This is a genomic window from Roseovarius sp. CAU 1744, from assembly GCF_039839345.1.
Lineage (GTDB): Bacteria > Pseudomonadota > Alphaproteobacteria > Rhodobacterales > Rhodobacteraceae > Roseovarius.
Genome location: NZ_JBDOQV010000002.1, coordinates 294795 through 321191, shown reverse-complemented (window position 1 = coordinate 321191; position 26397 = coordinate 294795). Strand labels below are relative to the sequence as shown.

Genomic DNA, 26397 nt, shown 5'->3' with positions numbered 1-26397 from the left:
TGAAGGCGTCGCTGACGTCAGCCAATCGCCAGCCCGGGGGGCGGTCTGGCGATCGCGCGGCGGCCTGCGGCCTTGAGTCCGCGCGGGGGATCACTGCAACGTCCGCTTTCTCCGCAAAGCAAACAGCCGCGGTGCTGTGCTGATCGCTATTTGCGGCAGTTGCTTTCGCTCAAAGGTAATCCGACCGTTGCAACCCGTATTTCGCCATCTTCTCGTTCAGCGTCCGGCGCGGCAGGCAGAGCTCGTCCATCACCGCGGCGATGGAGCCCTTGTGGCGGCGCATGGTGTTGTCGATCAGCATCCGTTCGAACGCCTCGACATATTCCTTGAGCGGCTTGCCCTCGGTCGTCATCACCGGCTGCATTTCCTGATGATCGGACATCAGCAGTGACGCGATGGTGCCCGAGCCGCGGCGTGATTGCAGCACCGCCCGTTCGGCGACGTTGAAAAGCTGGCGCACGTTGCCGGGCCAGGGTGCCTGCAACAGCTGCGCGGCCTCCTGCGCCGAAACCTTTGGCGGCTCGCAGCCGTAGTCATCGGCGAACTGATCGCCGAAACGCGTAAACAGCGTCAGGATATCCTCACCGCGCTGCCTGAGCGGCGGCACGGTGATGCGCAAGGACGCCAGACGGTAAAAGAGGTCCGGGCGCAGCGCATCCTCACAGGTGCGGTCCTGTTCCTGCATGTTGCAGATGGCGACGATGCGGGTTTCGGGCGGTGTGCCCTCTTCGTTCATGAAGGTCAGCAGCCGCGCCTGCGCGGTGTCGCTGAGCGCCTCGATATCCTCCAGCACCAGCGTGCCGCCGCGCGCCTCTTCGACCGCCGGAAGCTGCGTATCCTCGGGGTTCATCGGCCCGAACAGACGCTTCATCAGCGCGTCGTCCTCATAGGCCGAACAGGGGATCAGCACGAATTTCTTGCCCGCCCGCGCACCAACCGCGTGCAGGGCATGGGCCACCAGAGTCTTGCCGGTCCCGGTTTCACCCTCGATCAGAACATGGCCATCGGCCTGACCCAGATCGAGGATATCCTCTTTCAGCCGCTCCATCACCGGACTGGCGCCGATCAGCTTTTTCATCAGCTGACCACCATCCGAAAGCTCGCGGCGCAGGGCGCGGTTATCGAGCGTCAGACGACGGGCATTGGCGGCCTTCTTGGCCAACTCGTTCATCCTGTCCGGGTTGAACGGTTTTTCGAGGAAATCATAGGCCCCGATCCGCATCGCCTCGACCGCCATCGGCACATCGCCGTGACCGGTAATCATGATGACCGGCAACGAACTGTCCGAGCCCATGAGCTTTTTCAGGAACTGCATCCCGTCCATGCCGGGCATCTTGATGTCGGTCACGACGATGCCGGGGTAATCGGGCCCGAGCTTCTTCAGCGCATCCTCGGCACTGGCAAAGGCTTCGGTGTCATAACCGGACAGGGCCAGCCACTGGCTGATGGACTGGCGCATGTCTTTCTCGTCGTCGACAATCGCGATTTTCATGGCACTGGGCATGGCAGGTCACTCCGCTGCACGGGTCTCTTCTGGTAATATGGGCAGCTGCATTTCAAATACAGCCCCCCCGGCGGCACCGTTTCGCGCGGTCAGCCGCCCCCCGAGGTCGTTCACGATCCCCGAGGAAATGGCAAGCCCCAGGCCAACGCCGTCACCGGGTTTCTTGGTAGTATAGAACGGTTCAAAGAGATTGTCGTGGTCGGTGATGCCCGGCCCGTTATCGCGCACCGTCAGGGTCGCGGTTTCACCGGCCGCCAGCAGGATCTCGACCTTGGGATCATCCACCGCCTCGGTCGCGTCGAGCGCGTTGCGCAGCAGGTTGATCATCACCTGTTCGATCCGCACCCTGTCACCCATCACCTGAACCGGCTGATCCGGCAGGGTCCGTTCGATCGTGACCTGCCGCTGGCGCAGCTGCGGCTCCATCATCGCAAGGGCCGAAGCCAGCGCATCGCCCATATTTACAGGCTCTACGGCATCGCTGTTATGGCGCGCATAGGACTTGAGCTGCTTGGTGATCGCGCCCATCCGCTCGATCAGATCGTCGATCCGCTGGAACGAGGACAGGGTTTCATCCGGGCGGTGGCGCTGCAGCAACAGCCGCGCGCCGGCCAGATAGGTCTTCATCGCCGCAAGCGGTTGGTTCAGCTCATGGCTGACGGCTGCCGACATCTCGCCCAGTGCCGCCAGTTTCGAGCTCTGGGCGAGGGTCTGTTCAGCCACGGCGAGGTTCTCCTGCACCCTTTCACGCTCGGCGATTTCCCGCTGCAACCGGGCGTTCAATGCGCGAAGCTCTGCCGACTCACGCTGGAACAGCACCATCCGCAGCACGGTTTTCCGGTTCAGGAAGTAGAAGGCCAGCGCCAGGAGAATCGCGAAAACCATGATTTCCAGCGCCAGGAAACCGTTCACCTTTTCCCGGACGCTCTGATAGGTTGTAAAGCTGGCAATGCGCCACCCGCGAAAGGCGACACGCCCCTCGACCCGCATCACCGCCTCGCCCTGCAGATAGGCGTCGGCGGGCAGCGTCGTCCAGTCCTGCGTGGCCTGAATGGCGCGCTCGATGGCGCTGGTGACGGGTTGGCGGGCCAGCGCATCGACCTCGCTCAGCCCGCGCCAGCGGGGTTCCGTGGACAGGATGATCTTGCCTTCGCTGTCGGTCACCAGCACGGCGTCGGAAATTCCCGACCAGGCGCGTTCATACTTGGCCAGATCAACCTCGACCACGATCACGCCCGCCAGTTGGTTCTGGCTTTCGATCCGCCGCGAATAGAAGAAACGGTACTGACCTGCATCATTCTCCAGCACCTTGAACACCGTATCGGCCGAGCGCAGCGCGTCGATGAAATAGGGCGCCTGCGGGTGGCTTTCGCCCAGCGAATTCCGGTCGGTCGACGCCACCGTGCGCCCGTCCTTGTCCAGCAGGGTCAGCGTCTTGGCGCCGATTTCTTCGACGAAAGAGATCAGCCGCGCGGTTGACCTTGTGTAATCGCCCGAATTCAGCGCGATGATCAGCGCCGGGTCACGCGCCAGCAGCTGCGGCACGATGGAGTTCTGGCGCAGTTCGCTCAGCAGGTTACCGCTGTAGAGAACCAGACGAAGCTCTGCGCGATTGCGGGTATTCTCGGTGAAACGGTCGGTCAGCAGCCGGTTGGTCACAAAGACGACGGCGATGGCCACCGCCATCAGCAGCAACAACGCCCCCCGCGCGCGCCAGCTGAAGGTGCGCGGCCGGTTGACCGGCCGGCTCTCGGCCTTATCCGCCTTTGACAGTTTCATGGCCGCAGGATACGCCCGCCCGCGCGCCGCCTCAAGGTCTTAGGCATGTACCAGCTGGTTCACGGCATGGGCAAACAGCGTCGCGCCCTCGGCATTGCCGTGCAGCGCCTCCGCCATCCGCTCGGGATGGGGCATCATGCCCAGCACGCGGCGGTTTTCCGACAGGACACCGGCAATGTCCGCCACAGATCCGTTGGGATTGTCGGTATAGGTGAACGCGATGCGATCCTCGGCCTTGAGCCGGGCCAGGTTTTCCGCGTCAACATTGTAATTGCCGTCGTGATGGGCAATCGGCACCGTGATCACCTGCCCCTTGGCATAGCCGCCGGTATAGATGCTGTCGGAGGTCTCGACCCTCAGCCCGACCGGTTTACAGATATACTTGAGCGCCGCGTTGCGCAGCAGCACGCCGGGCAGCAACCCGGTTTCGGTCAATATCTGGAAGCCGTTGCAAACGCCGAAAACATACCCGCCGCGCTCCGCATGTGCCTTGACCGAACGGCAGATCGGCGAATTGGCCGCAATCGCTCCGCAGCGCAGGTAGTCGCCAAAGGAAAATCCGCCCGGAACGCCGATGAAATCGACACCGTGCGGCATGTCCGTGTCCTTGTGCCAGACCATCGAGACCTTGGCACCGGCCTTTTCCAGCGCAACGGCCAGGTCACGATCGCAGTTCGACCCAGGAAAGACGATGACGGCGGCGTGCATCAGATCAACTCCACCGAGTAGCTTTCGATCACCGTGTTCGCCAGCAGCTTCTCGCACATGGCGGTAACGGTGTCGCGCGCGGCGGCCTCATCGGTTTCGGCAAGGTCCAGTTCGATCACCTTGCCCTGCCGCACCTTTTCCACCCCGCCGAAACCAAGGCTGCCAAGCGCATGACGCACCGCCTCGCCCTGCGGATCCAGAACCCCGTTTTTCAGCATGACATGCACGCGTGCCTTCATCGGATTTACCCCATTTTCCGGTGGCGCGGGTCTCGCGCCGGTTTGGTTTTTGATCGGCCCGTCAGTTTATCAGCGTGGGCCGGATCATCGGTGTGGCGCCCTTGGGCATGACGCCCAGACGGGTGGCGACCTCGGTATAGGCATCGGTCAGGTTGCCCAGGTCGCGGCGGAACACGTCCTTGTCCAGTTTCTGCCCGGTCTCGATATCCCACAGACGGCAGCTGTCGGGGCTGATCTCGTCGGCCACGATCAGGCGCTGGAAGTCGCCTTCGAACACGCGGCCGATCTCGATCTTGAAATCCACCAGCCGGATGCCGACGCCATACATCACGCCCGCCATGAAATCATTGACCCTGAGCGCCAGGCTCAGGATGTCGTCCATGTCCTGCTGGCTGGCCCAGCCGAAGGCGGCGATATGTTCCTCGGTGACCAGCGGGTCGCCAAGCGCGTCATCCTTGAGGCAATATTCCACGATCGGGCGCGGCAGCTGCGTGCCCTCGTCGATCCCCAGCCGCTTGGCCATTGTGCCGGCGGCATAATTGCGCACGATCACTTCCAGCGGCACGATTTCGCAGGCGCGCACCAGCTGTTCGCGCATGTTCAGACGCTTGAGGAAATGGGTCGGTACGCCGATATTGTTCAGCCCGGTCATGAAATATTCGCTGAGCATGTTGTTCAGCACGCCCTTGCCCTCGATCACCGCCTTCTTCTCGGCATTGAAAGCGGTGGCATCGTCCTTGAAATACTGGATGATCGTGCCCGGCTCGGGGCCCTCGTAAAGGGTTTTCGCCTTGCCTTCGTAAATCTTCTTGCGCCGTGCCATGCACACCTCGTCGCTGGACCGGGGCCAAATCCCCTGGGTCTTTGCGCTCTCATAGTGCATGGGCCGGATTGCCGCAAGACAGCGCGTTCGGTGGCTTAACTTGTGCGCATTACATCACGCAGATCTGTGAACACGCCCAAAACGGGCTGCGCCAGATCGGGATGTGCCCTGTTGGCGACGGGGCCGGGCGCCTGATCTAACCCCTTGCGGTTTTTGCACCGGAGCGCCATATCTAGAGCAATTGAAATGCTTGCACAGGGAACGGCCATGACCACCTTTGACGATCGCGAAGCCGCATTCGAGAACAAATTTGCCCATGACGAGGAAATGGCCTTCAAGGCCGAGGTGCGCCGCAACAAGCTGTTGGGCCTGTGGGCCGCGGAACTGCTGGGCAAGACCGGCGCCGAGGCGGATGAATATGCCAAGGAAGTGGTGAAATCCGATTTCGAGGAAGCCGGTATCGAAGATGTCGTGCGCAAGGTGGCGGGCGATCTGGGCGACCTGGCCGATGCGGACACGATCCGCAGCAAGATGGCGGCGCTTCTGATCGAGGCCAAGGGCCAGATCATGAACGAGGTCTGACCCACCGCCTGCCTTGTGGGAAACAGGCGCGCCGTGTCGGGCGCGCCTTTCTTTTTTCGTGACAAGTTTATCTGTTAAGGCGCGCGCAATGCCGCCTGCCTACCCTGCCCGCCTGAGATTTGGCGGGGGCTGCATGCACAATCCGACGATAGGGTGGCGAAGACGCCCCTGGCGCTTCGCCAGGGCAGCATTGCCGCTGTTCATCGGCGCGGCCTGTATCTGGCTGGTGCAGCGACAACTTGGTGCCGGCGCCCTGCCCGAGATCGGTAGCGCTCTGACCCGCCTGAGCGTCGGGCAATGGGCTGCGGCGGCGCTGGCAACGGCGGTCAGTTTCTGGGCCGTCGGGCAATATGATGTGCTGATCCACCGCCATCTTGCCACCGGCTACGGCGCACGGCCGGCCGGTATCGCGGGCAGCGCGTCGATCGCACTGGGTCAGCTTCTGGGCATGGGGATCATCGTCGGCGGGCTGGCGCGCTGGCGCATGTTGCCCGGCCTCAGCCCGACACAGGCGATGCGCGTTACCCTGACCGTTACGGCGTGGTTCTTCTTTGGGTTGGTCGGGGTCTTTGCGCTGGTGTCCCTGGTCAGCCCGGTTGCCGTCCTTCCGGGGCCGGTGGCGCTGTTTCTTCTGGGGTCCGTGCTTCTCGTAATCATGCGCGCCTTCCTCAATCCGCGCCTGACCCTGTTCCGGAAACAGGTCGAGCTGTTGCCCGTGCCCGCGTTACTGATGTTCCTGATCTTCGCGCTAATCGACACGCTCTGCGCCGCCGTGGCCCTGTGGGTGCTGATGCCACCGGGTATGGAAATCTCGCTCGCGGTGCTGTTTCCCGTCTATCTGGGCGCGCTGACCGCCGCCCTGGTCACCGGCACCCCCGGCGGGGTCGGGCCATTCGAACTGACCCTGCTGGTCTTCCTGCCCGCCTGGCCCGAGGCCGAGGTCATGACCGGGATCGTCGCCTTTCGCCTGATCTACTACGCGCTGCCCGGCGTGATCGCGATGGCGGTGCTGTGCCGGCCGTTCGGCACGCCATCTTCCCGTCATGCGCCGCTGACCGCGATCACCGATGAGGCGCTGCGGGCCGCGCCGCGGGCAGAGCTCGGCGTCAGCCGTCAGAACGGGGCGCGGGCGCTGGCCGGATCGAACGCGGTGATCGCCGTGGCCACGACACCACAGGCCAAGGTCGCCCTGTTCGATCCGCTGCGCGGCCATGCCAATGCGGCTGTGCCGGCGCTTCTGGCCGAGGCGCGCCGCGGTAATCGCGCGGCATTGATCTACAAAGCCTCTGCCAGGCACGCCGCGCGCTGCCGCCGGGCCGGGTTGAAGGCGCTTCATATCTGCGACGAAATGGTGCTGAACCCGGCCACCTTCACCACCGAAGGCGCCAGTTTTCGCCAGCTGCGGCGCAAGCTGCGCCAGGCGGTCAAGGCCGGTGTGACGGTTCAGCAGGCAACCACCCTGCCGGTTCGGCAAATGCGTGCCATCGACCGTGAATGGCAGGCTGCCTGCGGTGCGGCACATGGGTTTTCGATGGGCACCTTCTGCCCCCGTTATCTGCGCCATCAACAGGTATTCCTTGCCTACCACCAGGATGATCTGGTGGGGTTCGTCAGTTTCAGCGTCTCGAATCACGAACTCTGTCTCGACCTGATGCGCACAGGCGCCGATGCGCCGGACGGCACCATGTACCTGCTGGTCCAAGCCGCCATCGCGCGGGCAGCGCAGGACGGGCGCAGGCGGATGTCCCTGGCGGCCCTGCCCCCGTATCGCAGCCCGAATGCGCTGACCGGCTGGGCCGCGCGCAGGTTTGGCCGCAGCGGGTTGGACCGGTTCAAATCCTGCTTCGCACCGCGGCGCGAACCGCTCTATGCGCTGGCGCCCAGTTGGCCGGGTATGATGCTGGCCCTGGCGGATGTCGCCCGCGCGGTGCGCCGGCCCGATACAAATTGCGTTCACATAGATGATGAAGATTATGAGTTTGCGCCAATCCGGCAAACGTGACACATCATGATCTGCAACTCATGTGGGACCGCTGACTTATGACCAATGCCCTGAGCCGGCTGATGCAGACGCGCGATTGGATTCTGGCCGATGGCGCGACGGGCACGAATCTGTTCAACATGGGGCTGGAATCCGGTGATGCGCCGGAGATGTGGAATGAACAGCACCCCGACCGCATTCACAAACTGTACAAATCGGCGGTCGATGCGGGCAGCGACCTGTTCCTGACCAATTCCTTTGGCGGCAACGCTGCGCGGCTCAAGCTGCACGGCGCTGAAAAACGCGCAAACGCGCTGTCCCGGATTTCGGCCGAGATCGGGCGTGAGGTGGCCGACAGGGCCGACCGCCCAATCGTGGTGGCCGGGTCCGTTGGCCCGACCGGCGAGATCATGGCCCCGATGGGCGCGCTGACCCATGAACTGGCGGTCGAGATCTTCCATGAACAGGCCGAGGGGCTGAAGGATGGCGGCGCCGACGTGCTGTGGCTGGAAACGATCAGCGCACCCGAGGAATACCGCGCCGCCGCCGAGGCCTTCAAACTGGCCGACATGCCCTGGTGCGGCACGATGAGCTTTGACACCGCCGGCCGGACGATGATGGGCGTGACCTCGGCAGATATGGCGGCAATGGTCGAAAAGCTCGACAATCCGCCGCTGGCCTTCGGTGCCAATTGCGGCGTCGGGGCATCGGATCTGCTGCGCACGGTTCTGGGTTTCGTTGCCCAAGGCACCGAACGGCCGATCGTGGCCAAGGGCAATGCCGGCATTCCGAAATATGTCGACGGGCATATCCACTATGACGGCACTCCGGACCTGATGGCCGACTACGCGGTGCTGGCGCGCGACGCGGGCGCCACGATCATCGGCGGATGCTGCGGCACCATGCCCGAACATATCGCCAAGATGCGCGCGGCGCTGGAGACGCGTCCCCAACAGGGCCGCCCGACCCTGGATCAGATCACCGACGCCCTGGGGCCGTTCTCGTCGGCCGCCGACGGCACCGGCGAGGAGGAAGCCGCACCGCGCCGCAAGCGCCGCCGGCGCGGCTAACCACGACAGCCCCCGCAATTCCCGCGCATAGGCGGCAAGGATTCGGGCCTCCACTTTCCCGGCTCTCCTACAAACTGCTGACTGGGCCGCGCCCCCGGAAATCGTGCCTCTGGCCGATCAATCCGCGCCGCGTTGCAGGCCTGGTCAGAGCATTGGCCTGCCCGCAACCCATACCTGGCGGATGGCACGATCATCGCCCATCATGATGGTCGGAAAGACCGCCTCCCACAGATCCTTGGCCTGTGCGTGGCGTTGGGCGATGGCCGGGGTCGAAGCCAGATCGAGCGCGATCACGTCGGCCTCGGCGCCCGGTGTGATATTGCCGATCACGCCGCCCATATGCAGGGTCTCTGCCGAGCCGACCGTGGCCAGCCACAGCAATTGCGCCGGATGCAGCGCGGTGCCGGTGAGCTGCCCGATTTCATAGGCCGCGGCCATTGTCCGCAGCATCGAAAAGCTCGACCCGCCGCCGGTATCGGTGGCCAGCCCCACGCGCTGCCCTTCGGCGATCCGCGCGGCGGTATTGAACAGGCCCGAGCCGATGAATGTGTTCGAAGTCGGGCAATGGATCAGCGCGCCACCGACCTCACGCAGCCGGTCGCGTTCGCGGTCCTCAAGATAGATCGCGTGGCCATATAGCCCGCGCGCGCCCAGAAGCCCGTGCGCCTCGTAGGTGTCCAGGTAATCCCGCGCCTGCGGGTAAAGCGATTTGACCCATTCGACCTCGTCGGTCTGCTCGCTCAGATGGGTCTGCATCAGGCAATCGGGGTGTTCGGCCCAGAGCGCACCCATCGCCTCGAGTTGTTCCGGCGTCGAGGTCGGCGAAAAGCGCGGCGTGATTGCATAGGACAGCCGATCCACCCCATGCCATTTCCCCAGCAGGGTCTTGCTGTCGTCATATCCCGATTGTGCGGTGTCGCGCAGCCCCTCGGGGGCGTTTCGGTCCATGCAGGTCTTGCCCGCGAAAACCCGCTGGCCGCGCGCCTGGGCGGCGGTAAAGAACGCCTCGACGCTTTCGGGATGGATGGTGCAGTAGCTGCACAGGCTGGTGGTGCCGTTCGCCAGTGTCAGATCAAGGTAACGACCGGCGATGTCGGCGGCATATGCTGCGTTGCCGAACCTCATTTCCTCGGGGAAAGTGTAGCTGTTGAGCCAGTCGATCAGCCGCTTGCCCCAGCTGGCGATCATTGCCGTCTGCGGGTAATGCACATGCGCGTCAACGAACCCCGCCATGATCAGCGCGTCGCCCTGATCACTGAGCTGCGCACCGGGGGCCGCGGCCTGCATCTCGGCGCGCGTGCCGGAGGCGCTGATCCGACCGGCCCGGATCAGCACCGCCTCGTCCAGTCTTGCCGCCGCGGCGGGGTCACCGTCGAACGGCGAGCCGGTGTAGGACAGCACCTGTCCGGTCAGGATTGTGTCGGTTGCGGTCACGGGGGTCATGCTCCTTGTTATGTGCCGCCCGACAGGATACGCATCGCGATCCATCACGTAAATCTGCCTATTTTCATTGTTTTCCCGAAGCTGCTTCTTTAATCCTCGAAGCAATCGCGGAAAGGAGGGGCGCATGGCCGAAGACCCTGAGCAGAACAACCCCGAGCCTGACCGCGAGGAGGACGAAGACGCCTATCTGCTCAGCCCGCAGGCCGTTGCCCGGATCATGTACGCGGTCGATGCGGGCGATCAGAAACTGCTGTGGGAAGAGATGGAGCCGCTGCACGCGGCCGACATCGCCGACCTTCTGGAACAGATCAACGCCTTTGACCGGCGCCGCCTGATCGAACTTTACGGCACCGAGTTCGACGGCGACCTGCTGACCGAGCTTGACGAGTCGATCCGCGAGGAAGTGATCGCGATTCTGCATCCCGAGGTGCTGGCCGAAGCGGTGCGCGAGCTGGAATCCGACGATGTGGTCGACCTGGTCGAAGATCTGGAGGACGAACAGCAAAACGCCATCCTGGAGGTGCTGGAAGACAGCGACAGGGTGGCGGTGCGGCAATCGCTGACCTATCCGGAATATTCCGCCGGGCGCCTGATGCAGCGCGAGGTGGTGATGGCGCCCGAACACTGGAACGTCGGCGAAGCCATCGATTACATGCGCGATCAGGATGACCTGCCCGAGCAGTTCTACCACATCGTTCTGGTCGACCCCAAGCTGCACCCGGTGGGCAATGTCATGCTGGGCAAGGTGATGGCGTCGCGCCGCGAGGTGCTGCTGAGCAGCATCGTCGAGGAAACCTTTCACACCATCCCCGTCAACCAGGACGAGGAGGATGTCGCCTATGCGTTCAACCAGTATCACCTGATATCGGCCCCGGTGGTGGACGAGAATGACCGCCTGGTCGGCGTCATCACCATCGACGACGCGATGGCGGTGCTGGACGAAGAGCACGAAGAAGACATCCTGCGCCTGGCCGGGGTCGGGGAAAGCAGCCTGAGCGACAAGGTGATCGACACCACCAAGCGGCGCTTCCCGTGGCTGGCGGTGAACCTTGTCACCGCGATCCTCGCCTCGCTGGTGATCGCCCAGTTCGAGGCGGCCATCGCCCAGATCGTGGCGCTGGCGGTGCTGATGCCGATCGTGGCCTCGATGGGCGGCAATGCCGGTACCCAGAGCCTGACCGTGGCGGTGCGCGCCATCGCCACCAAGGACCTGACCGCGTCCAACGTCTGGCGCGTCATCCGGCGCGAATGCATGGTCGGGCTGATCAACGGCGTGATCTTCGCGGTGGTGATGGGCGTTGTCGGCGTGCTGTGGTTCGGCGGGCCGCAGCTGGGCTATGTGATCGCTGCCGCGATGGTGATCAATCTGGTCGTTGCCGGGCTGGCGGGCACGGTGATTCCGGTCATTCTGGACCGGATCGGGATCGACCCGGCGCTGGCCTCGGGCGCCTTTGTCACCACGGTCACGGATGTTGTGGGGTTTTTTGCCTTTCTGGGGCTGGCAGCGGCGGTATTGCTATGAATGATCTGAAATCCATCAAGGCGGCCGCGCGCAAGGCCGCCTTTGCCCGGCGCAAGTTGGCGCACGAGGCCGGCGGACCGGGCCGCGCGGGGCTGCTGTCGGGGGTGCTGGCGGGTTATCGCGGGGTGCCGATGTCGGGCTTCATGGCGATCCGCACCGAGATCGACCCGGTGCCGGCGATGGAAGAAGCCGCCGCGCACGGCCCTGTCGGGGTGCCGGTGATCCAGCGCCTTGGCCTGCCGCTGAAGTTTTCGCGGTGGGAGCCGGGCTGCACGCTGAAGGAAGGCCCGTTCGGGGCGATGATCCCAGAGGTGGATGATTTCTTTGAACCCGAGATCCTGGTCGTGCCACTGGTGGCGTTCGACCGTCAGGGGGGGCGGCTGGGCTATGGCGGCGGGTTCTATGACCGCACCCTGGAACTGCTGCGCGCCAAACGCCCGACCCTGGCGATCGGCTTTGCCTATGCCGCGCAAGAAGACGTGAACCTGCCGCTGGAGCCGACCGACCAGCCGCTGGATATGATGGTGACCGAAAACGAGGTCATCACCTTCTGATAGCTCCACCACCGCGCCGGTATTGCGGCCCTTCCCGGGCGCGCAAGGTAACCGGACGCGGTGAATTCTCAGCCGTGATCCGCGGCGTGAAACCCCTTTGGGAAAAGCGATAGCTGGCTGCTCTCTCCGGGCGGCACCTCGAAGAGGTCGCAACGCAAGCCCGGCTGCGCCCGATCCAGCCCCAGGTGCCGCGCAGCCCTGTCGAACCGCTGCGCAATCATCTTGGCATATGCCCCCTCCCCACGCATCCGGCGGCCCCATTCCGCGTCGTAATCCTTGCCGCCGTGCATCTCGCGGATCAGGCCCATGACCCGGCTTGCCCGGTCTGGATAATGCTGCGCCAGCCATTCCTGAAACAGGGGCGAAACCTCCAACGGCAGGCGCAGCATGATCCAGCTGGCGGCCTCCGCCCCGGCCTCGGCCCCCGCCTCAAGGATGGATTCGAGTTCCGGATCGGTCAGGCCGGGGATGACCGGAGAGGTCATGATCCGCACCGGCACCCCTGCCCCGGTAAGCGCCGCAATCGTCGCAAGCCGCCGTTTCGGCGCTGGCACCCGCGGCTCCAGCCGCCGCGACAGCCGCGCGTCAAGAGTCGTGACCGAGACGCCGACACGCACCAGCCCCCTGCCTGCCATATCCGCAAGGATATCAAGGTCACGTTCGATCAGTGCACCCTTGGTCACGATCGCCACCGGATGATTGAAATTCCGCAGCACCTTCAGGCAGCTGCGCATGATCTCATGCTCTTTTTCGATCGGCTGGTAGGGGTCCGTGTTGGTGCCGATGGCAATCGGGCGCACGCGGTAACGGCGGCGCCGCAGCTCTCGCTCAAGCACTTTTGCCGCCCCCGGACGCGCGATCAGCCGGGTTTCGAAATCAAGCCCCGGCGACAGGCCCAGATAGGCATGTGTGGGACGGGCAAAACAATAGATGCAGCCATGCTCGCAGCCGCGATAGGGATTGATCGACCGGTCAAACGGCAGATCGGGCGAGCGGTTATAGGTGATCAGGCTCCGCGGGATTTCGACCGAGACATGGGTGCGCAATACCTGTTCTTCCTCGGGGCGATCCCAGCCGTCGGCTTCAAACCTCCGGTCCAGCGCCTCGAACCGGCCGGTGCGATTGCTGACCGCACCCCGTCCGGCGGGCCGAATGGCGGGATCTGTGCTGCTGTCGGATTCCATCCTCCAAATTTGGAACATTTAGCGAACATTTGCAATAAGGCCATATAGACCATGAATGTATTTCAGTAACACTGAAGCGAAATCCACGGTATAAGTCGGTAGAAGAAGCAGTGATGTCGCATTTCGAAGAGTGTCGGAGCGGCAAAAGAACGAAAGCTGCCGCAACGAAACGATGCGCGCATCCCGCGCCCAAGATCGAGGGAATCCGTTATGTCAGACGAAGAAGACGACATCATCCTGTCGGAACTGGACGACGAAGAACTTGTCCAGCAAATGTTTGATGACCTCTATGACGGCCTGAAGGAAGAAATCGAGGAAGGCGTCAACATCCTGCTTGAACGCAAGTGGGAACCCTACCAGATCCTGACCGAGGCGCTGGTCGGCGGCATGACCATCGTCGGCAAGGATTTCCGCGACGGCATCCTCTTTGTCCCCGAAGTGCTGCTGGCCGCGAATGCGATGAAGGGCGGCATGGCCATCCTCAAGCCGCTTCTGGCCGAAACCGGCGCGCCCCGCGTGGGCAAGATGGTGATCGGCACGGTCAAGGGCGACATCCACGACATCGGCAAGAACCTCGTGTCGATGATGATGGAAGGCGCCGGATTCGAGGTGGTCGACCTGGGCATCAACAACCCGGTCGAAAACTACCTTGAGGCGCTGGAAACCGAACAGCCCGACATCCTGGGCATGTCCGCCCTGCTGACCACCACCATGCCCTACATGAAGGTGGTGATCGACACGATGGTGGAACAGGGCAAACGCGACGATTTCATCGTTCTGGTCGGCGGCGCGCCGCTGAACGAGGAATTCGGCAAGGCGATCGGCGCCGACGCCTATTGCCGAGATGCCGCCGTGGCGGTTGAAACCGCCAAAGATTTCATGTCCCGCAAGCACAATCAGGGTGCAACCGGCTGAACCGGGTCAACACCTGTGTTGGAATGCGAACGGAGCCCATTGCGGGCTCCGTTTTCTTATGTGCGCCACCGTGATTTCTCAGAATGGTCATATTCAACGGATAGGCGTGAACCGGCAAGAAAACAAAGGATCCGCCATCCATGCCCCTGACCGTCACCAGTAGATCGTTGTATCTGATCCTGCTGTTTTTTGTTCTGGCGGATGTCGTGCTGCTTTGCACGTCCAGGGCCACGCTGGACCTGAGCGAGCCCTCCGACCTGTTCTGGAGATTGTCGAGCACGGCGGCCTTTGCCATGATGTTCGTTGTATTCAGCATGCGCGCGGCGACCCTCGGGGCGGTAGGCCGGTCGATAAAGTATTTCGCCGAGGCGGGCCTGTTCCTTTCGCTTGTCCAGATGTTCCTGCCGCTCTTCAACCACCTGACGATGATGCTGCCCTTTCCCCTTCAGGATGACCTGCTGTCGGGCCTTGACCGGAGCATCGGGTTCAACTGGCTGGCCTATTTCGAATTTGTCCACGCCTACCCGACGCTCATCAAGATTCTGGAATTCTGCTACGTCCAACTGTCCTACGTCGGCCTGATCGCATTGATCGCATTGGCGCTTTTGGGGGATCCGCGCCGCGTTCGGTTCTATGTCGAGGTCTTCTTCCTGACCGGTGTGATCGCCATCGTCATCGGCGCGGGCTTTCCGGCGCTGGCGGCGGTCCATCTCTATGTCGGCGACCTGTCGGCCTATCCCAATTTCCCCAGCCCGCCGGGCGTCTATCACCTGCCGCATCTCGAACTGCTGCGTGATGCCGATGCAGCCGTACCTCTTGATCCGGTCGGCCTGCCTGGGCTGGTCACGTTCCCGTCCTATCACACGGCCTCCGGCATCCTTCTTTGCGTGGTCTTCTTCCGCACATGGCTTTTCGTTCCTTTCACGACCTATTCATTGCTGATGATCGCGTCCTCGCCTGTCTTCGGGGCCCATTACCTGATTGACATCATCGCCGGCGCAATCCTGTCCGTGGCTGTGGTCTGGTACCTGCTGGGGCTTCCAAGGTACCACGGGCTCTTTGCCCAAAACGCGCGAGATGAAAGAACGGCAGCGCTTTTGACCTGAAACACGGCGTTTTTCTCTCGTCAGTTTGCCGCGTCATTTGTAAACTGTAGTCCAGAATACATTCACCGAGACGTGGTCATGCCTGGTCTGCCCAGTGACGAAACGCTAACCCGCGAAGGGCTTGCCGTACAGGACGCAAAGGCGCCGATCCTGCTGATTGCCTGCGGCGCCCTGGCGCGCGAGATTCTTGCGCTGAACAAGGCCAATGGCTGGGATCACATGACGCTGACCTGCCTGCCGGCGAAATATCACCTGTATCCCGAAAAGATCACCGAAGCGGTCGAGGAAGCCGTCGCAAGGCACCGCGACGCCTATGACCAGATCTTCGTGGTCTATGCCGATTGCGGCACCGGCGGGCTGTTGCAGGCCAAGTGTGACGAACTGGGCGTCAAGATGGTTGCCGGCCCGCATTGCTATTCGTTCTTCGAAGGCAACGAGGCCTTTTCCGAACGGACCGAGGGTGGCGAGATCACCGCCTTTTACCTGACGGATTTCCTGGTCAAGCAATTCGACGCCTTCGTGTGGAAACCCATGGGTCTGGACCGCCACCCCGAACTGCGCGACATGATCTTCGGCAATTACACCAAACTGGTCTATCAGGCCCAGATCAGGGACGCGGCGCTGTTGGAAAAGGCACAGGACTGCGCCAGGCGCCTGGGGCTGGAATTCGAATACCGTTTCACCGGCTATGGTGATCTGGAAACGGCGCTGCGGGGCGTGGCCGGGAAAACCTGACCTTTGCCGGTTCGGCAGGTCGATGTCATGAAAACCGTTTGCATAACGGGCCTTTAGGTTCGTTCGGGATCAAATCGCCGGATTATGCTATGCTGTCGGCGCTACGCGGGGCCACCCGGCAGCATCTTGATCACAAAAAATCTGGGGGAAAAGTCATGCCATTTTACTTGTTTCAGGGTCGCTATACCACCGCATCGCTCAAGGCCATGGTCGATGATCCGCAGGATCGCGAGGCAGCGGCCAAAAAACTTATCGAGGCCGTGGGCGGCACGCTCCACCATCTGTTCTTTTGCTTCGGCGACGAGGATGTCGTGGCGCTGATCGAAGCGCCGGATGACGGGGCGATGGCGGCCTGCGCGCTTGCCGTTGGCGCATCCGGCTCAATGTCAGGAGGTGCCACGACCAAGCTGCTGACATCGGCCGAAGCCATGAAGGCGATGGGCGCGGCCAAGAAAGCCGCCGCCAGTTACACGCCCGCCTCCTCGGGCTGACACGCGCCAATCGCACGGGATCGGCAGGTTCCGGTTCACCGGAAAGGGATCATGCGGTTTCCGCCGCCACCTGCCGAATTCGTTCGATCATCGACCGCAACCCGTTGGACCGTTGCGCCGATAGATGATCGTTGAGGCCAAGCCGGGCCAGCTCGCCCCCGGCATCAACCCGCGGCACCTCGGCCACGGGCAGACCGTTGTAGAGTGCCCTGAGAACCGAAATCAGCCCGCGCACGATCAGCGCGTCGCTGTCACCGTCAAACGAGAACACGCCGCCCTCGATCCGGGGATGCAGCCAGACCTGGCTTGCGCAGCCCTCGACCTTGGTCGACGGCACCTTCAGGGCATCGTCCAGCGGTGCCATCGCCTTGCCGTGGTCGATGACATAGCGATACCGGTCCTCCCAGTCCTCGAGGAACTCGAAATCTTCGACGATATCTTCAAACGCGGCGCTGGCCATGGTCCTGACGTTCCCTGTGGTGATGTCAAAACACCTAAGCACGCACCCCGCAAAGGTCCAGCCCAACCTTCTGTCTTTTCAATGCGGACGTGATGGGGTAACCCGATGTGAGTGATAAGGGGCAGGTGCGATGCGGACATTTGTGACAGTTCTGGTGATTTCGTCGATGGTATTGTCGGGCTGCGCGCGACTGCGCGACTCGCGCCTGAACCCCGGCAACTGGTTCGGCGGGGGCAGCCCGCAGCCGGTGGCCGCGGAACCCGGTCAGGCCAACCCGCTTATCCCGCGCGAAACCCGCATCCGCCGCCGGGATCGGCGCGAAATCTACACCGGAACACCGGTTGACCAGATCACCGGCGTAAGCATCGAACCGACCACCGCCGGGGCGATCATCCGCGTGACCGGCGTTTCGCTGCAGCAGGGCGCCTATGACGTGCGCCTGATATCCGACACCAACGGCGAACCGGTCAATGGCGTGCTGACCCTGCGCCTGATGGCGGTTCAACCCCGCGATACCCCGCAAGGCAACCCCAGACAACGCTCGGTGCAGGCGGGGCGGTTCGTGTCGAACAATGACCTGGCCATTGCCAGCACGATCCGTGTGATCGGGGCGCGCAACGAACGTTCCGCCCGGCGCTGACGCGCCTCAGAGCTCGATGATCCGAATGTTGTTGCCGCTGGCGGTGAGCGCGACCTTGCCCTCGCAAAGCCTGAGCGCATCCTGCCCGAACACATCCGCGCGCCAGCCGTTCAGCGCAGGCAGATCGCGAATGCCGGCGGCGATCTGATCCAGTTCCGCCGCATTGGCAATCAGCTTGGGCGCAACGCCGAAACTTTCGGTCTTGGCCTTCAGCAGCACGCGCAACAGGTCGGCCAGCGCCGGGTTCACCTGCAGTTTCTCCTGACGGGTGTCGGGTTTGGGCTGTTCCTTGGGAGGGCATTCCAGCCCGGTCTTGACAGCCGCCAGGATTCCCTCGGCGATCTCGCCCTTGCGCGCCTCGCGCAGAAGCAGCCGCGCGCGGCCCAGATCCTGCGGCGTCGCCGGCCGGGTCGAAGCCAGCTCAACCAGCGCGTCATCCTTGTAAACCCGGTTGCGGGGGATATTGCGGGCCTGTGCATAGGTTTCGCGGAACTGGGCCAGCTCCCGCACGACGGCCAGAAAGCGGCCCGAGTTGTTGCGGGTCTTGACCCGCCGCCATGCCTCTTCGGGGCGGGTCACATAGGTTTCCGGATCGGTCAGAATACGCATCTCTTCGGCGACCCATTTCGCGCGGTCGTTCTGGCGCAGCTTTTCGGCCAGGAATTCGTAGATGTCGCGCAAATGGGTCACATCGGCCAGCGCATAGGATTTCTGCGCCTCGGTCAGCGGGCGGCGCGACCAATCGGTAAAGCGCGATGTCTTGTCAAGCTGCTGTCGGGCGATCTTCCGCACCAGTGTCTCGTAGCCCGCCTGCTCGCCAAAACCGCAGACCATCGCCGCCACCTGCGTGTCGAAGAGCGGCGCGGGGATGATGCCGGCATCGACATAGAAGATCTCTAGATCCTGACGGGCGGCGTGGAACACCTTGACCACCGAGGTGTCGCGGAAAAGATCGTATAGCGGCTCAAGCGACAGCTCGCCCTCCAGCGGGTCGACCAGAACGGCATCGTCCTCGCCGTCCCCGGGCACGGCCAGCTGCACCAGGCACAGCTTGGAATAATAGGTGCGTTCGCGCAGAAACTCGGTATCGACGGTAACGTAGTCATGCGTTGCGGCTTTTTGACAGAAGGCAGTCAGATCCTGGGTCGTGGTGATGGTTTTCATATGGTTCTTTTGTCTTTCCCGAGGGTCTGGAGAAAATCCGTGTATAGAGGGCAGCGGGCGGTAATTGCAACTGTCCGGCGCTGTCAGGGCAAGGAAAGCATCGCCCGGTTTCCGGCCGCGAACCGGCGCAGCACGGCCGGATAGAGGATATGTTCCTGCCGCAGCACCCGCGCGGCCAGCGTATCGGGCGTGTCATCGGGCAGGATCGGCACACGCGCCTGACCCAGCAACGGGCCATCGTCCAGCGCCGGCGTCACCTCGTGCACGCTGCACCCGGCCTCGGTATCGCCCGCCTCCAGCGCGCGGGCATGGGTGTTGAGGCCGCGATACTTGGGCAAGAGCGACGGATGGATGTTGATCATCCGCCCCTGCCAGCGGCTGACGAATCCTTCGGTCAGCACCCGCATGAACCCGGCAAGGCAGAGGATATCCGGCGCCGCGTCCCGCAGGCGCGCATGCAGCACATCCTCGAACGTCGCGCGATCATCGCCATGCGGCCTGTGATCGACCACCGCCGTGTCCACGCCCCTGTCCGCCGCTTTCTGCAACCCGCCCGCATCATGATTGTTGGACAGGACCAGGCAGGCACGGGCCGGATGATCGCCCGCCATGCTGTCCACCAGCGAGACCATGTTCGACCCGCCGCCCGAGATCAGGATCGCCACCCGTTTCGTCAAGCCAGCGCCCCGGAATAGCTGACGCCCGGCGTATCGGTGACATGTCCCAGGCGGCAGGCCGTCTCGCCGGCCTCTTCCAGCAGGGCGTGCAACGCATCGGCCCGCGTGGCATCGACGGCCAGAACCATGCCGATGCCGCAGTTGAAGGTCTTGAGCATCTCGGCCTCTGCCATGCCGCCCTGATCCGCCAGCCATTTGAACACGGGCGGCAGATCCCAGGCGCCCAGATTAATCGCCACGCCGCAGTTCTCGGGCAGCACGCGGGGGATGTTCTCGGTCAGCCCGCCACCGGTGATATGCGCCAGCGCGTGCACGCCCCCTGCCCTGACCGCGGCCAGCGCCTGTTTCACGTAAAGCCGCGTGGGGGTCAGCAACGCCGCGCCCAGCGTGCCCTCGGCCCAGGGGCAATCGGCGTCCCAGCCCAGGCCCGACAGCTCGACCAGCTTGCGCACCAGGCTGTAGCCGTTGGAGTGAACCCCGTCACTGGCCAGACCCAGAAGCACGTCGCCCGCCGCGACACCGGCAGGCAGGTCAGCGCCACGCTCCATCGCGCCCACGGCAAAGCCCGCCAGGTCGAAATCACCTTCGGGATACATGCCCGGCATTTCAGCCGTTTCGCCGCCGATCAGCGCACAACCCGACCGCACGCAGCCCTCGGCAATCCCCTCGATGATCCGCGCGGCGCTGTCGGTATCCAGCTTGCCGGTGGCGAAGTAATCAAGGAAGAAAAGCGGCTCGGCTCCCTGGCAGACCAGGTCGTTCACGCACATCGCCACCAGGTCGATGCCCACGCCATCGACATTGCCGGTATCAATCGCGATCCTGAGCTTGGTGCCCACCCCGTCGGTCGCCGCCACCAGGATCGGATCGCTGAAGCCTGCACCCTTGAGGTCAAAGAGCGCGCCAAACCCACCCAGGCCCGCCATGACACCGGGCCGCCCGGTGCGCTTGGCCGCGGGCTTGATCCGGTCCACCAGCGCATTGCCCGCGTCGATATCTACACCGGCATCGGCATAGGTCACACCGTTTCTTTTCTGGGTCATTGGCCTGCTCCGCTTGGGTCTTGCGGCTTCTCTAGTCGCCCGCCCCGCGCCGGGCAACCAGAAACCGAACGGTGAAACGGAAAACCGGCACCCAGAGCAGCACGGCGGGCACAGATGCGCGTGCCAGAAACCCGCCCGCCCCGGTCCATCGGGCGAAAAAACCGCCCCGGTGCCGCATCCGCTTGACCTTGGGCGGATTGCTTTCTACGACGGGCGTCAGGTCGGGCCTGTAGCTCAATTGGTTAGAGCAGAGCGCTCATAACGCTTTGGTTGGGGGTTCGAGTCCCTCCGGGCCTACCAGACCAGCTTGTTGAAACCAAGATAGGTCCTTGCCTTTCAGGGGCTTCGCCCCCTTGACGGTTACAATAGCCGGTTGGCTGTGAAGGCTGGTTGAGAGGCCGCGGGAAAGCTTTCCTGCGTGTCATGGTCACGGCAGACGGATCGGTATTCCTCGGCCAGGCTGCTGCGCGATCCGGTGCCCGGCAGCGATCAAACCCGCCGGATCACCCTGACGGCTTTACTGTTTGGATGTTCTTGGTATGTTCTAACGTCATGCCAGTATCGTTCCCACCTGTCCGCCCCCATCCCGGCAAGCCGTTCCACAGGCTGAAAGACGCAGCCCGGCTTTGCCAGGTCATGACCGTCCGATGCAATCTTTGCCATCGCAAGACCAACTTCCTGGCATCGGATTTGATCAAGGTGGTGGACCCCGATCTGCCAGCCCACCAGCCGCCTTTCCCGTGCTCACGGTGCAAGACGACCGAATACATCAACGTCAGGCTGCGCGTTCCCGACGCGACCGAGATCGGCAAACTGCCCATCCGGCGACCGGACCGGATAATCCAGAAATGGCGAACGGTGATGCTTGGTGATCCTTGACGCGATACCCGGTGCTGTGACCATCTGGCCCCATGTGTAACCTCTATTCCAGCACCAAGCCGGTTGAAGCGATGCGCCAGTTGTTCGATGTTCCGGTAAAGAACGTCCATCTGGGCAATGCCGAGCCGCTGGCGGCGATCTGGCCCAAATATCCCGGCTATGTCATGCGCCACACCAAGGATGGCGAGCGCGAGCTTGTAACCCTGTCCTGGGGTTTCCGCACCACGAAGGTAAGCAAGAAGACCGGCAAGACGCTGCAGCCCGCCGCATGGAACAATGCGCGCGACAACAAGGTCGCTACATCCGGCCTGTGGAGAGGCAGCTTTCAACAGCGTCGGTGTTTGGTTCCAGCGACCTCATTCTGCGAAGCCAAGGGGCGTAACCCGGCAACCTATTACTGGTTCGGGCTTGATGGCGGCGAAGAACGGCCGCTCTTCGCCTTCGCGGGCCTCTGGACTGTCTCGCAGTTCGAAGGGCCGGACGGGCCGGACAGATGTGAGGTCTATACGATCATCACGACCAGCGCGAACGATCTCGTCAAGCCCGTGCACCCGGATCGAATGCCGGTGATCGTGCCGCCAGAAAAATACGAAACCTGGATGGCGGGCAGCGCGGACGACGCGCTGGAGGTGCTCGAACCCTACCCGGCAGATCAGATGAAGGTGTTCAAATCCGGCGAGAATGAAAAAGACGATGCGCTGCCGCCTACCTGACGTCGTTTCAGTCGGCTTATTCCATAGACCGTCAAGTGGTTGAACTTTCTAGCGCATCCATTTGAATACTCACATTTCTTTGGTATCTATATTCAGGGTCTCGCAGTCAATCCACTGCCTTAATCCGTTCCCGTCCGCTGACGGTTCAGCGCTGGCGAAGACACAGGCCGCAAACAATCCCGCCTTTCCGCAGCGGAAGCGGCAGGCGGCGGCCTGGCGATACTAGCTTTCAAAAGGTGTCTCAGTTGCCGGCCAATAGGCCGAGGTTAGCTTGGTATAGTTCATGCTCCGGAAGTCGGGGGAGGTGCCGCCCGGTGTCGCAACCTGGATGATCCGCGCCGCGATCGGCTGAAACGGGCCGAAGAAGTGGAACAGGGATTTGACGGTGATGAGCGATTTGGCCGACAGGTCGATCCCAAGCTGTTCGAACGCCTCGGGGTGGTAAACCTGCGTCCGCAGGTCATTCACCACGATGTCGACCTCGTCGCCGGTCCGCAGCCAGACCATCGTTCCCAGCGGCTCCAGCCCCTTGCCCAGATGTTGCCCCAGACCCGCGGCGACATTCATCACCCGCGCCGTGATATCCACCGGCTCCCCCGACTCGGGGCCGACCTTGCCGCCCAGGCGCAACCGCAGGCCGGTACCGATCCCGGCATCCTGGCAGATCCGAACGACACCCGGATCCCAGTAGATGCCCGTGGCAACATGAGACAATGACCGGTCGAGCACGGCGCGCAGCATGAAGGTCGAATCCCCCGGCGCGCCGCCCCCGGAATTGTCGCCCATATCGGCCAGAACAACCGGCCCCCCGGCGCCCGCCGCCGCCACCTCGTCCAGCGCGGCATCAAGGCCCGACAGCGGGGTTGTCACCTCGTGCCGCAGACGAAAAAACTCCTGCCCGACCTGTTCCGCGGTCAAAGCGGCCAAACCGGGATCGTTGTCGGTCAAAACCAGCACACGCGCCCCCACATCGGCCACATCCGCCCAGGGAAAGCCATGCGCCAGCGACACCGACAGGATGCCGGGCGCGCTCTCCAGCGCCGTCATGCGGTCAACGAAGCCGCGCATTGCGCCGGTCTTGGTGAGGTAGAGATTGACCATCCGGCAATCGAACTGCCGCATCACCGGCCGGATTTCACCCGTGAATGTCCGGTAGGCCAGATCAAACAGTTCCGCCGCGCGGTCCGAGGCGTCATCATGCGGATATTCCTTGAAGCAGATGACAAGGTCGCTGGCATCCAGCATCCGCTGCGTGAGGTGGCAATGCAGGTCAAGCGCCAGACCGATGGTTGCGTCAGGGCAAAGTTTCCGCACCCTTCCTGCGATGTCGCCTTCACAATCGTCCACGCCCTCCGCAACCATCGCGCCATGCAGCTGCAACAGGATGATGTCCGCGCCGCCTGCCCGGTCAAGATCCGCCAGGATCTCACCCCGCAGCGCGTCGTAACATTGCCGCGTCGTGCGACCTGCAGGCTCGGCAATCGCGGCAAGGCTCTCGACCACCTCCCAGCCCAAAGCTTCGGCCCGCGCGCGCCAGACATGAAGCGCCTCTGTCATCAGGTTGGGGGCTTCGCGCGTCGCATCGCCGTGGCGCAGGAAATACTCCTCGAACCCGGACATGGCCGTGGGCATCGGACAGAACGTGTTGGTTTCGGTTGATAGCGTCGCGATGAAAAGCCGCATTATCAGTTCATTCCGTTGGAATATTCACGCCCCGGCATGAGTGGAATTTTCAGAATTGAACCCTGTATAACGTAATTTTTCAACAAAATTCTTGTCATGAGCGAATTTTTTGGGATACTGCCCGCGTAACCGGAGGTGAACGTGGCACAGCCTGAAAGGATCGGACAACCGGACAATGCCGATATGGCGCCGACCCGCAGCATCGCGGCGTTCGGGCTGGAAGTCCGGCAGTTGCGCAAGGCCCGGCGCCTGACCCTCGCACAGCTTGCCGCCGCAAGCGGTATCTCCGTCAGCCATGTCAGCGCCATCGAACGCGGTGCGGTCAACGCATCGCTGGAGAAGGTGACCCGCCTTGCCGATGCGCTGGCGGTGCCGGTCGCCTGGTTCTTTACCCGCCGCCCGGGCGCCGGCCCGCTTGAGCGGGCCCATGTGGTGCGCGCCGAAAATCGCCGCAACCTCAACCTGTTATACGGCGAACCTGCCGAGGAAAGCGGCTATACCGACTGGCTGTTGTCCAGCACCATCGGCGGGGACTACTATTTCGGGATCAGCGAATACGCGCCCCGTTCGGAAGAGCGCGATGAAGGCATCGTCGTGCGCGACGGAGAGCAGCATTGCCTCGTGCTCGAAGGTGAGATCGAGCTGGTGCTGCGCGACGAGGTCATCACGCTCCGCGCCGGCGACAGCTACAGCATCCGCGGCGACATTCCTCACAGGACATCGAACAAGTCGGACCAGCCCGCGCGGATGATCTGGGTGAACTCACCGGTGATCATTCCACGGGACCACACAGGCGATGATCCGTCGGCCGTGCGGACCGGGCCCTCGTCCTGAACAGATCATAACAAAAGGGAGAAGATAACATGACACGGAATTTCATTCAGCCCACCCGCCGGAACGTGTTGCAGGGCGGCGCTGCGCTTGGCGCGCTCGGCCTTGCCGGAATGCCGGCTTTCGCCCAGACCGGTAAACGCGGCGGCACGGTGCGTGTCGCGCTGGCCGAAGGGTCGACACAGGATTCGCTTAACCCGTGGACCTACACGGATATCTACATGATGTCCGTGGGCTTCGCGACCCATTCGACCCTGACCGAAATTGATCCGTCGGGCGAACTGGTGGGCGATGCCGCCGAAAGCTGGGAGGGATCCAACGGCGCCCAGACCTGGACCTTCAAGCTGCGCCCCGAAGTCACCTTCTCGGACGGGCGCAAGCTGACAGCGGATGACGTGATCGGTTCGCTCAAGTTCCACGCGGGCGAGGAATCGGGCTCGGGGATGCGCACGACCGCCGACCTGATCACCGGCTACCGCAAGGATGGCGACGAAACGGTGATCTTCGACCTTGACGGTCCCAATGCCGACTTCCCGTTCCTGATGGCCGATTACCACTTTATCCTGATGCCGGTCGAAGACGGACAGGTGAACTGGCAGGATTTCATCGGCACCGGCGGATACACGATGGAAAGCCACAAGGCCGGTGTGCGGACACAACTGAAGCGCCGCGACGATTACTGGAAACCGAACCGCGCGTGGTTCGACGAGATCGAGATCCTCTATGTTCCGGACGTGTCGGCGCGCCAGAACGGGCTGCAGACCGGCGAGGTCGACATCATGAGCCGCGTCGACCTCAAGACCGTGGGCCTGCTGGAGCGTGTGCCGTCGGTGCGGGTCGAGGAAGCGACCGGTTTCCTGCACTATACCTTCCCGATGAATACCGGGCTGAACCCCTATGACAACAACGAGCTGCGCCTTGCGCTCAAGCACGGCATCGACCGGGAAGAAATGGTCAAGACCATTCTGAACGGCCGCGGGATCGTCGGCAACGACCACCCGATCGCGCCTTCGGTCCCCTATCACAATACCGAACTGGCACAGCGCACCTATGACCCAGACAAGGCGAAGTTCCACCTCAAGAACGCCGGCCTCGACAGCATCGACCTGACCTGCGCCGCCGCCGACGCGGCCTATTCCGGTGCGCTGGATGCCACGGTTCTCTATCGTGAACACCTGAGCCCGGCCGGCATCAACCTGACCGTCGACCGCAAGCCGAATGACGGCTACTGGTCGGATGTCTGGATGCAGGAGCCGTTCTGCGCCTGCTACTGGGGCGGACGGCCCACCTGCGACTGGATGTTCTCCAGCGCCTATGCCTCGGGCGCGGACTGGAACGACACTTATTGGGAGCATGAGCGGTTCAACGAACTGCTGCTGGAAGCGCGGGGCGAGCTGAATGCCGACCTGCGCGGCGAGATGTATGGCGAAATGCAGCAGATCGTAAGCGACGAAGGCGGCGTCGTGGTCTGGGCCTTTGCCAACTATGTCTATGCGATGACCGACAAGGTCGCCCACGGCCCGGTGGCGTCGAACTGGGAAATGGATGGCGGCCGCTGGACCGAACGGTGGTGGCTCGCCTGAGCCGCAGCGCCCCGGCGTGAGCCCGGCGCGGCCGCATTTGCCGGCCGCCCCGCCCGGCCGACACCGGCCGGATATTTCCTCTTCGAAG

Annotated in this window: 27 protein-coding genes and 1 tRNA gene; 15 read left to right on the top strand and 13 right to left on the bottom strand. The window is 63.1% G+C overall.

What is annotated here, in order from left to right; translation table 11 throughout:
- Positions 1–169: 169 nt before the first annotated feature.
- The 5 genes from AAFO92_RS05495 to purC form a co-directional block, all read right to left on the bottom strand.
- Complete coding sequence (locus AAFO92_RS05495; RefSeq protein WP_347533647.1) at positions 170–1504, bottom strand: sigma-54 dependent transcriptional regulator; 1335 nt, start codon at positions 1502–1504, stop codon at positions 170–172.
- A 6-nt stretch (positions 1505–1510) separates the two neighbouring features.
- Positions 1511–3283: an ATP-binding protein gene (locus tag AAFO92_RS05490; protein ID WP_347533646.1), complete on the bottom strand. Its 1773-nt coding sequence runs from the start codon at positions 3281–3283 to the stop codon at positions 1511–1513.
- A gap of 39 nt (positions 3284–3322) precedes the next feature.
- Positions 3323–3991, bottom strand: a complete 669-nt coding sequence (purQ, locus tag AAFO92_RS05485; protein WP_347533645.1) for a phosphoribosylformylglycinamidine synthase subunit PurQ — start codon at positions 3989–3991, stop codon at positions 3323–3325.
- Positions 3991–4230, bottom strand: a complete 240-nt coding sequence (purS, locus tag AAFO92_RS05480; protein WP_347533644.1) for a phosphoribosylformylglycinamidine synthase subunit PurS — start codon at positions 4228–4230, stop codon at positions 3991–3993. The genes purQ and purS overlap by 1 nt, the downstream gene beginning before the upstream one ends.
- Before the next feature lie 61 nt (positions 4231–4291).
- Entirely contained in the window at positions 4292–5053 is a 762-nt protein-coding gene (purC, locus tag AAFO92_RS05475; RefSeq protein ID WP_347533643.1) for a phosphoribosylaminoimidazolesuccinocarboxamide synthase, read from the bottom strand.
- 267 nt (positions 5054–5320) lie between these two features.
- On the opposite strand from purC, the gene AAFO92_RS05470 reads away from it, so the two are divergent.
- The 3 genes from AAFO92_RS05470 to bmt all read left to right on the top strand — a co-directional run bounded on the left by AAFO92_RS05470 (position 5321) and on the right by bmt (position 8686).
- Complete coding sequence (locus AAFO92_RS05470) at positions 5321–5635, top strand: DUF1476 domain-containing protein (protein ID WP_347533642.1); 315 nt, start codon at positions 5321–5323, stop codon at positions 5633–5635.
- Between the two features lie 88 nt (positions 5636–5723).
- Positions 5724–7637, top strand: coding sequence for a phosphatidylglycerol lysyltransferase domain-containing protein (locus AAFO92_RS05465; protein WP_347533641.1), 1914 nt, complete (start codon positions 5724–5726; stop codon positions 7635–7637).
- Positions 7638–7675: 38 nt separating this feature from the next.
- A complete protein-coding gene (gene bmt, locus AAFO92_RS05460) occupies positions 7676–8686 on the top strand; it encodes a betaine--homocysteine S-methyltransferase (RefSeq protein WP_347533640.1) in 1011 nt (336 codons plus the stop codon).
- 144 nt (positions 8687–8830) lie between these two features.
- Here bmt and guaD read toward each other — a convergent pair whose 3' ends face one another.
- Positions 8831–10129 carry a guanine deaminase gene (gene guaD / locus AAFO92_RS05455; RefSeq protein WP_347533639.1) on the bottom strand — a complete coding sequence of 433 codons (1299 nt, stop codon included), beginning with the start codon at positions 10127–10129 and terminating at the stop codon, positions 8831–8833.
- Between the two features lie 124 nt (positions 10130–10253).
- Between guaD and mgtE the strand changes: the two genes are divergently transcribed.
- Together mgtE and AAFO92_RS05445 are read left to right on the top strand one after the other, a co-directional pair.
- Entirely contained in the window at positions 10254–11651 is a 1398-nt protein-coding gene (mgtE, locus tag AAFO92_RS05450; protein WP_347533638.1) for a magnesium transporter, read from the top strand.
- Positions 11648–12205: a 5-formyltetrahydrofolate cyclo-ligase gene (locus tag AAFO92_RS05445; RefSeq protein WP_347533637.1), complete on the top strand. Its 558-nt coding sequence runs from the start codon at positions 11648–11650 to the stop codon at positions 12203–12205. Before mgtE ends, AAFO92_RS05445 begins: the two co-directional genes overlap by 4 nt.
- Before the next feature lie 68 nt (positions 12206–12273).
- On the opposite strand, the gene AAFO92_RS05440 is transcribed toward AAFO92_RS05445, so the two are convergent.
- On the bottom strand, positions 12274–13407 hold the full coding sequence (locus tag AAFO92_RS05440) for a PA0069 family radical SAM protein (RefSeq protein ID WP_347533636.1): 1134 nt from the start codon (positions 13405–13407) through the stop codon (positions 12274–12276).
- A gap of 192 nt (positions 13408–13599) precedes the next feature.
- Between AAFO92_RS05440 and AAFO92_RS05435 the strand changes: the two genes are divergently transcribed.
- The 4 genes from AAFO92_RS05435 (at position 13600) to AAFO92_RS05420 (ending at position 16636) form a co-directional block, all read left to right on the top strand.
- Positions 13600–14304 carry a B12-binding domain-containing protein gene (locus AAFO92_RS05435; RefSeq protein WP_347533635.1) on the top strand — a complete coding sequence of 235 codons (705 nt, stop codon included), beginning with the start codon at positions 13600–13602 and terminating at the stop codon, positions 14302–14304.
- A gap of 140 nt (positions 14305–14444) precedes the next feature.
- The gene (locus AAFO92_RS05430; protein WP_347533634.1) at positions 14445–15410 is read left to right on the top strand and encodes a phosphatase PAP2 family protein; all 966 of its coding nucleotides are present in this window, start codon (positions 14445–14447) and stop codon (positions 15408–15410) included.
- 78 nt (positions 15411–15488) lie between these two features.
- Complete coding sequence (locus tag AAFO92_RS05425) at positions 15489–16145, top strand: DUF1638 domain-containing protein (protein ID WP_347533633.1); 657 nt, start codon at positions 15489–15491, stop codon at positions 16143–16145.
- Between the two features lie 155 nt (positions 16146–16300).
- Positions 16301–16636: a GYD domain-containing protein gene (locus tag AAFO92_RS05420; protein ID WP_347533632.1), complete on the top strand. Its 336-nt coding sequence runs from the start codon at positions 16301–16303 to the stop codon at positions 16634–16636.
- A gap of 49 nt (positions 16637–16685) precedes the next feature.
- Here AAFO92_RS05420 and AAFO92_RS05415 read toward each other — a convergent pair whose 3' ends face one another.
- Positions 16686–17096 carry a SufE family protein gene (locus tag AAFO92_RS05415; RefSeq protein WP_347533631.1) on the bottom strand — a complete coding sequence of 137 codons (411 nt, stop codon included), beginning with the start codon at positions 17094–17096 and terminating at the stop codon, positions 16686–16688.
- 130 nt (positions 17097–17226) lie between these two features.
- Between AAFO92_RS05415 and AAFO92_RS05410 the strand changes: the two genes are divergently transcribed.
- A complete protein-coding gene (locus tag AAFO92_RS05410; RefSeq protein ID WP_347533630.1) occupies positions 17227–17736 on the top strand; it encodes a hypothetical protein in 510 nt (169 codons plus the stop codon).
- 6 nt (positions 17737–17742) lie between these two features.
- Here the strand turns inward: AAFO92_RS05410 and rnd are convergent, their stop codons facing one another.
- From rnd to AAFO92_RS05390, 4 genes are all read right to left on the bottom strand, one after another.
- Entirely contained in the window at positions 17743–18900 is a 1158-nt protein-coding gene (gene rnd, locus AAFO92_RS05405; RefSeq protein WP_347533629.1) for a ribonuclease D, read from the bottom strand.
- Positions 18901–18983: 83 nt separating this feature from the next.
- Complete coding sequence (gene purN / locus AAFO92_RS05400) at positions 18984–19577, bottom strand: phosphoribosylglycinamide formyltransferase (protein WP_347533628.1); 594 nt, start codon at positions 19575–19577, stop codon at positions 18984–18986.
- Positions 19574–20620 carry a phosphoribosylformylglycinamidine cyclo-ligase gene (gene purM, locus AAFO92_RS05395; RefSeq protein WP_347533627.1) on the bottom strand — a complete coding sequence of 349 codons (1047 nt, stop codon included), beginning with the start codon at positions 20618–20620 and terminating at the stop codon, positions 19574–19576. Before purM ends, purN begins: the two co-directional genes overlap by 4 nt.
- Before the next feature lie 31 nt (positions 20621–20651).
- Positions 20652–20858: a hypothetical protein gene (locus AAFO92_RS05390; protein WP_347533626.1), complete on the bottom strand. Its 207-nt coding sequence runs from the start codon at positions 20856–20858 to the stop codon at positions 20652–20654.
- Here AAFO92_RS05390 and AAFO92_RS05385 point away from each other — a divergent pair.
- The 3 genes from AAFO92_RS05385 (at position 20844) to AAFO92_RS05375 (ending at position 22212) form a co-directional block, all read left to right on the top strand.
- Positions 20844–20920: transfer RNA gene (locus AAFO92_RS05385), tRNA-Ile, on the top strand. The two genes, AAFO92_RS05390 and AAFO92_RS05385, sit on opposite strands and share 15 nt — an antisense overlap.
- A gap of 123 nt (positions 20921–21043) precedes the next feature.
- Positions 21044–21499, top strand: coding sequence for a hypothetical protein (locus tag AAFO92_RS05380; RefSeq protein WP_347533625.1), 456 nt, complete (start codon positions 21044–21046; stop codon positions 21497–21499).
- 32 nt (positions 21500–21531) lie between these two features.
- Positions 21532–22212 carry an SOS response-associated peptidase gene (locus AAFO92_RS05375; RefSeq protein ID WP_347533624.1) on the top strand — a complete coding sequence of 227 codons (681 nt, stop codon included), beginning with the start codon at positions 21532–21534 and terminating at the stop codon, positions 22210–22212.
- A gap of 222 nt (positions 22213–22434) precedes the next feature.
- On the opposite strand, the gene AAFO92_RS05370 is transcribed toward AAFO92_RS05375, so the two are convergent.
- Positions 22435–23895, bottom strand: coding sequence for a M81 family metallopeptidase (locus AAFO92_RS05370; RefSeq protein ID WP_347533623.1), 1461 nt, complete (start codon positions 23893–23895; stop codon positions 22435–22437).
- A gap of 141 nt (positions 23896–24036) precedes the next feature.
- On the opposite strand from AAFO92_RS05370, the gene AAFO92_RS05365 reads away from it, so the two are divergent.
- On the top strand, positions 24037–24729 hold the full coding sequence (locus AAFO92_RS05365; RefSeq protein ID WP_347533622.1) for an XRE family transcriptional regulator: 693 nt from the start codon (positions 24037–24039) through the stop codon (positions 24727–24729).
- 29 nt (positions 24730–24758) lie between these two features.
- Complete coding sequence (locus AAFO92_RS05360; protein WP_347533621.1) at positions 24759–26309, top strand: ABC transporter substrate-binding protein; 1551 nt, start codon at positions 24759–24761, stop codon at positions 26307–26309.
- The last annotated feature ends 88 nt before the right edge of the window (positions 26310–26397 follow it).